Source organism: Oleiphilus sp. HI0079 (genome assembly GCF_001635105.1).
In genome coordinates this window covers 1-5,459 of the sequence record NZ_LWFT01000627.1, presented here as the reverse complement: position 1 = coordinate 5,459, position 5,459 = coordinate 1, and the positions used below count along the sequence as shown (strand labels likewise).

General features: G+C 46.5%; 5 protein-coding genes and 2 pseudogenes. 2 read left to right on the top strand and 5 right to left on the bottom strand.

The window, feature by feature from the left end:
• Both A3750_RS11365 and A3750_RS11360 read right to left on the bottom strand, forming a co-directional pair.
• Positions 1-514 (bottom strand): annotated as a pseudogene (locus tag A3750_RS11365) (hypothetical protein); the annotation flags it as partial.
• Positions 515-538: 24 nt separating this feature from the next.
• The gene (locus A3750_RS11360; protein WP_068450752.1) at positions 539-910 is read right to left on the bottom strand and encodes a DUF3461 family protein; all 372 of its coding nucleotides are present in this window, start codon (positions 908-910) and stop codon (positions 539-541) included.
• A gap of 231 nt (positions 911-1,141) precedes the next feature.
• Between A3750_RS11360 and A3750_RS11355 the strand changes: the two genes are divergently transcribed.
• Positions 1,142-2,446: a DUF3422 family protein gene (locus A3750_RS11355; protein ID WP_068450755.1), complete on the top strand. Its 1,305-nt coding sequence runs from the start codon at positions 1,142-1,144 to the stop codon at positions 2,444-2,446.
• Between the two features lie 143 nt (positions 2,447-2,589).
• The gene (locus A3750_RS11350) at positions 2,590-3,201 is read left to right on the top strand and encodes a PEP-CTERM sorting domain-containing protein (protein WP_068450809.1); all 612 of its coding nucleotides are present in this window, start codon (positions 2,590-2,592) and stop codon (positions 3,199-3,201) included.
• Positions 3,202-3,805: 604 nt separating this feature from the next.
• Here the strand turns inward: A3750_RS11350 and A3750_RS26840 are convergent.
• From A3750_RS26840 to A3750_RS26090, 3 genes and pseudogenes are all read right to left on the bottom strand, one after another.
• Positions 3,806-4,396 carry a PEP-CTERM sorting domain-containing protein gene (locus A3750_RS26840; RefSeq protein ID WP_068450763.1) on the bottom strand — a complete coding sequence of 197 codons (591 nt, stop codon included), beginning with the start codon at positions 4,394-4,396 and terminating at the stop codon, positions 3,806-3,808.
• Between the two features lie 229 nt (positions 4,397-4,625).
• A complete protein-coding gene (locus A3750_RS11340; protein WP_068450766.1) occupies positions 4,626-5,153 on the bottom strand; it encodes a DUF1439 domain-containing protein in 528 nt (175 codons plus the stop codon).
• Between the two features lie 68 nt (positions 5,154-5,221).
• Positions 5,222-5,459: pseudogene (locus A3750_RS26090) on the bottom strand (glyceraldehyde-3-phosphate dehydrogenase); the annotation flags it as partial.

Below are 5,459 nucleotides of genomic sequence, written 5' to 3'. Positions count from 1 at the left end.
GACCAATTTCTTCATACAAAGGATTGTCTTTCACAAGGCTAGAGAAATCGTTGCCCAACAAGAGGCTCGCCTTTTGAAAGGCAACAATCGATTTATCATGCAAGAACGACCATGGCAGGTTTCCAGGAAAACCCTTTTTCTTCAGACTGATTGCAACGTTGTGAAAGTTAACGACCGGTTCGGAGAGGAAGCCGATATCTACAATCGGCGCACCGGGACTCATAATCGCGTCTACTTTCCCTCGCTCAAAAAGCTCATAGGCTCGAGCATAGGGGGCATAAACCGTTTTGACATTATAACCGCTGCCTTCGAGCGCTTTACGGATGATATCCAGCTTTAAGCCACTATCGGTTTCACGGATAACCCAAGGAGGTATAGACAAACTAATGCCCAGACGCAGCTCTTTGTTGCCTTCGTCTGCATGACCCTGCCCTGCACACAACAGAATCGACAGAAACAGTACCATCAACCCAAAAACCTGCAAAACCCACTCTCTCTCTAAATGCCTTAACACTTCGCTGCTCGTACCTGCCTCGAACTACAGCTTCTCAAGCTGCTGTTCAATCTCTGCGACCTTGTTTGCGACCACTTTTTCAAGATGACGCAAATCCGACAGAATTGTTTCTTTCGCATTACGTTCGACAAAATCTTTCTGAGTGATGGTATCTAGCTCGTCCATCACCTTGACAAGCATAGGCGATACTTCGCTGACTTGCCTGTAATCATCACTAGAGAAGTCTTTTTGGGGCTTGATGGAACGGTGAAATTTGAATTTTTCACTTTTTTGGAAGAGATCACCTTTCTCCCGCCGGTGATAAATCTTCAAAACATCGAAATCGCGTTCAGAACGAACAGTGTAGTGGTCAATGTTGCCCAGGCTCTTAACACCGAGAGATTGCAAAGCGCTCAAAGTCTTACTCCTTTGATAAAAGGTTTGCTATTCGCCCAGACAACCTAGCGACAAAGGTCTTTGTCACTTACTAACGCTTGGTGCATTCAGGTACCTTTATGCCACATTTGTGATCGATGCTCAATCCAGCTCTACTAAGCTACCCGCCAAAGCAGAAATGATGAAGCAATATTGCCTTTTGCACAAAACAAACGCTAAATACTGCCAAAAAATACGCTTAGAAGAACCTTCATGACATTATCTCTACAATTTCATCCTCATCGAGGAGGCCTGTTTAACGAGTTACACACTCGCCCATTTCCAGTCATAGCGAGTCCCGCCCACGTCTCATCATTGACGGTTCTTCACGCAAAGGACGATAGCGAGAGCCAGCTAACCCGTGCTCAGGAGTATGAACATATCCGTGACTTGTGCGCGCGCTTTAGCGCTCCTCAGCCCAATTCGGATGCGACATGCTACTACCAAGATTTTGGAAGCTTTGAGTTTCGCTGGGAAAGCCATACCGAGTTTTCTACCTACACCTTCATTCATCATGTTGAAAGCGCCCCATTTGAGAGGACAGGCATCTCTCCATTACCAGAGGAGTGGTTGGCTGGACTACCCGGGAAAGTCATCAGTGGCTTGCACATCGACATCGAAGCACCTCCGGAAAAAATCGATATCGAGTCATTAAGAGGGCATTTTGAGGGCCATCGATTAATCAGCAGTTTCGTGCATGAAAAGCGAGCGCAAATCTGGACTTCTTATCGTATTCACAGCGACAACATGGGCCGCTTTCTGATTTTTAATCATGATCTAAACCCATGCCAAACAGGCCGCCTGGTTCGACGGATTCTTGAGTTAGAAACTTATCGCATGATGGCCTTGCTGGCCTTTCCGATTGCGAAAGAAATTGCACCCAAAATTCGTGGAATGAACCTTGAACTTGCAGGGATCATCACACAGATTGATGCCATTGAAGACCTAGAAGATGAGCGGCGGATGATGAGTCTACTCACCGAACTTTCCGCAAACATAGAAAAAGTGATTTCCGACACGCACTACCGGTTTTCCGCAACAGAGGCATACTACCGCATAGCGAAGAGCCGCATTGCAGAGCTAGAGGAAACAGAAGTATGCGGGCTGCAGACGCTTGATGAATTTCTAACTCGGCGGCTCAAACCAGCCTATTTTACGTGCGATACCGTCAGCAAAGACTTAGATGAACTATCAAGCAGGATTGATCGCGCAAGCGAACTTCTTCGCACGCGCATGAACTTGACGATTGAATCTCAAAACCAGCGTCTACTGCAATCCATGAACCATCGCGGAAAACTGCAACTTCGAATGCAGCAAGCCGTTGAAGGTTTATCCGTCGCAGCCATTTCCTACTATCTGGTTGGCCTTGTGAAGTACGCAGCTGAATCCGCTAAGGCAGTAGGCGTAATAGATTCAAGTTATTTAATCGTGGGATTCGCCGTGCCAATTTGCATTGCAACGGCGGTTCTGGGCTTACGACGAATCAAAAAAAGCATACTCAGAGAAAGCAAAACCTAGACTGTCGAAAAAGTTTACACATCCAACCATTCAAACAAACAAATGAGCAACACTTTACTTATAGATCAGTAGCTTAACTAACTAGGTACACTAATTGCTTATCTAAGCTCTGTTGTAAACGTAGTATTAATAGGGATATGAAAATGAAATTAGCAAGTTTAGTGGCGGCAGCAGCCTTAACGGTCAGTTCAATCGCCAATGCAACCTTGATCACCAATGGCGGCTTTGAAGATTCAACAATCACGAATGGTTGGACCTACTACTCAGATATTGGTGGCTGGGAAGGCGACAACATTGAAGTATGGGCTTCAGGCTTCAATGGCGTAACCTCTTATGAAGGCTCAAAGCATGGAGAATTGAACGCGCACCCTTACGATGGAACTGCCTTCTCGATTTACCAAAGCTTTGCAACGAGTACAGGTGCAGCATACGACGTATCACTAGCATACCGTGCTCGCTCAAGTAACAGCGAATCATTCCGATTAGAATTGTTTACCGGTGACCTAACGAGCCGCACACATCTTCTCGACGTAGTGCTCGACAGCCGCCTCAATGTTTGGAACACCTACCTCAACGATTTTGTTGGCACAGGTAGCGAAACGTATCTGATGCTCACGTCGATCGTTCCAAGCGCTGGCACCGTCGGCAACTTTATCGATGCCGTTAGTGTTTCAGAAGTCCCAGAGCCTGCAACACTAGCACTCATGGGTCTTGGCCTTGCAGGTTTAGCTGGCGCACGCCGTCGATCTAAGTAACGCCAAACCGAACAGCTTTAAAAGGCGCAGAGAGCATTCTCTAGCGCCTTTTTCTTTGCCTGAAATACCGCATACCAGCACTTCAAATAGTGAGCACTGAACCTTAAACCTCGAACCTCGAACCTCGAACCTCGAACCTTAAAGCTTGAACTTTGAACCTTGAAAGTCATCTCTCAAACGCAACTCTTTCAAAACATACTTTGAAGATCAGACTCCGAACATTCGTGCAGCTTCATCTGACAAGCTAGACCATTTAACGCGATCAATCACCTCCACTCAAACGAGCGCACTGCGTGCAATACAACCCAAGATTCCGCGCCATTGAGCGCGTATCCGCCAACCTTCACAACATAAGAGCGACCCCAACGTTCTAACAAACGCAATACTCGCCTTCCCCTTACGCTTACAGAAACGCACGTCGGGGTGCAGGGATAACACCCGGAACGTGGCGACGCTGCGCATTCAGAACAAAATGCACCCAGAACGTCTTAGGCACAAAAAAGCCCGCTATCAAGCGGGCTTTTTATCTCAGATCTGAGCCTGGCGTTATCTAACGCCGCAACCATCTGGGTGCGACGCTAAAAAACAAATCAAGCAGTATGTGTTACTGTTGTCGACGACGCGCCAGAACAAGACCGACAAGGCCTAGCCCGAACAACGCAAGTGTTGCCGGCTCAGGAACAGCAACTGCATTTAAACCGATAATATGGTCATCATGATTGTCATCGGGACCAGCACCAGAATCGTCCCAATAAAGGACGGCATCGTAGAAAACGCCACCAAACGTGTAATCAAGCATTACCGCAAAAGACTGAGCAGAACCGAAATCCTTGTTCTCACCATTCGCTAAACCCGCCGAAATGTTATTCGCATAGAAACGAAAATCCAACAAGCCAGCCGAAACATTCGAAACACTCAAGCTGTTACCAACTGCGTTGGACTTGTTGTTCAAGTTATAGCTATCGTTTTGAAAAAAGAAATCGTTGTTGTAGCCCGCTTCATGCCCCAGATACGTAAAGGTCAGATCAACCGCAGTCGTCGCGAAGACGTTTCCGCCAATGTTGTAATCATCACCTGAGACAAAATTATTATTCGTTGGCGCCGTATAAATCTCACCGCCTTGCACCTCAATCAGACCCGCCTGCGCGCCTGCTGCCAAAGAAACCAGTGCGATCATCGCTAATATCTTTTTCATTTTTTACGATTCCTACTACTTAACTACAAGAATACTTGATCATCCTGACCAAACGAGTACCGAGGTATCAGCAAGAAGCAAACCATCAATAAAAAAACCTTTTAACTCATTAACTTATAGAAAGGCGCGAGCGGTAGATATCTCCAAAGTGTAAATATATCTGACACTCAAAAATCCATCGATAATACCAAGACATTTCGCGAAAGCCGAGCAGTAAACATGACTGCACTTATTGGAATGCCTTGATCTTTATTCTCAACGTTCCGTCTCTTACTTCAACAGACTGCAAGCTCGACTTGGCAAGCCTCTGTTGCGCATTCTCATCATTCAGAACAAACACAGGACTAGCTCGCAAAGCGCCAGAGATTAACCCCTGCGCATAGGGCTTTATCAACGCCGTGCCTTGCTCTGTTAAACCATCAATAACCAAAGTGTTGATGATTGCATCGCGAATATAAAATGCGCCTTCCGTTTTTTCATACACGACCGTACCGCTGACACCAATCGTACCGCTACTTCTCAAACCGTTCGGCGCCAAGGTCTCGATTTGCGCACTGACTCCTACTTTATTCTCGTCTTCATAAAGTCGAACATTCGGGTGCGCAATGGAAATAATCCCGAACAAGGTCTTTCGCTGAAACGGCATCATCTCCTCAACCCGATTTTGCAGCTCTCGTTCAGTGACTTCCTTCACGAAAGTAAAGGCACAAATGGAGGTCGAAAACAGCAGCAACGCCACGCCCAAAACTCGTTTCATTTTTTATCCCTATCCTGACTTAGCCAACAATTAGCCAACCATTAGCCAACCAGCCATCCAATAAATCATTACCAAGCAGATCCTGCTTGAATGTACCACACCGTATCCTCTGGCCCTCGCGCTAAATCCAGCCCCATGAAAAAACCATATCGACGCGCGACGTGATATCGAAAACCCGCACCTTTGTTAATCAAACTATTTGAAGATCCGATATCATCGAGATCATTTGCAATACGCCCCGCGCCTAAGAAGGCCAATAATTCCCAACGAAACCCCATTTCGTACTGCATCTCGACTTCGCTTTGT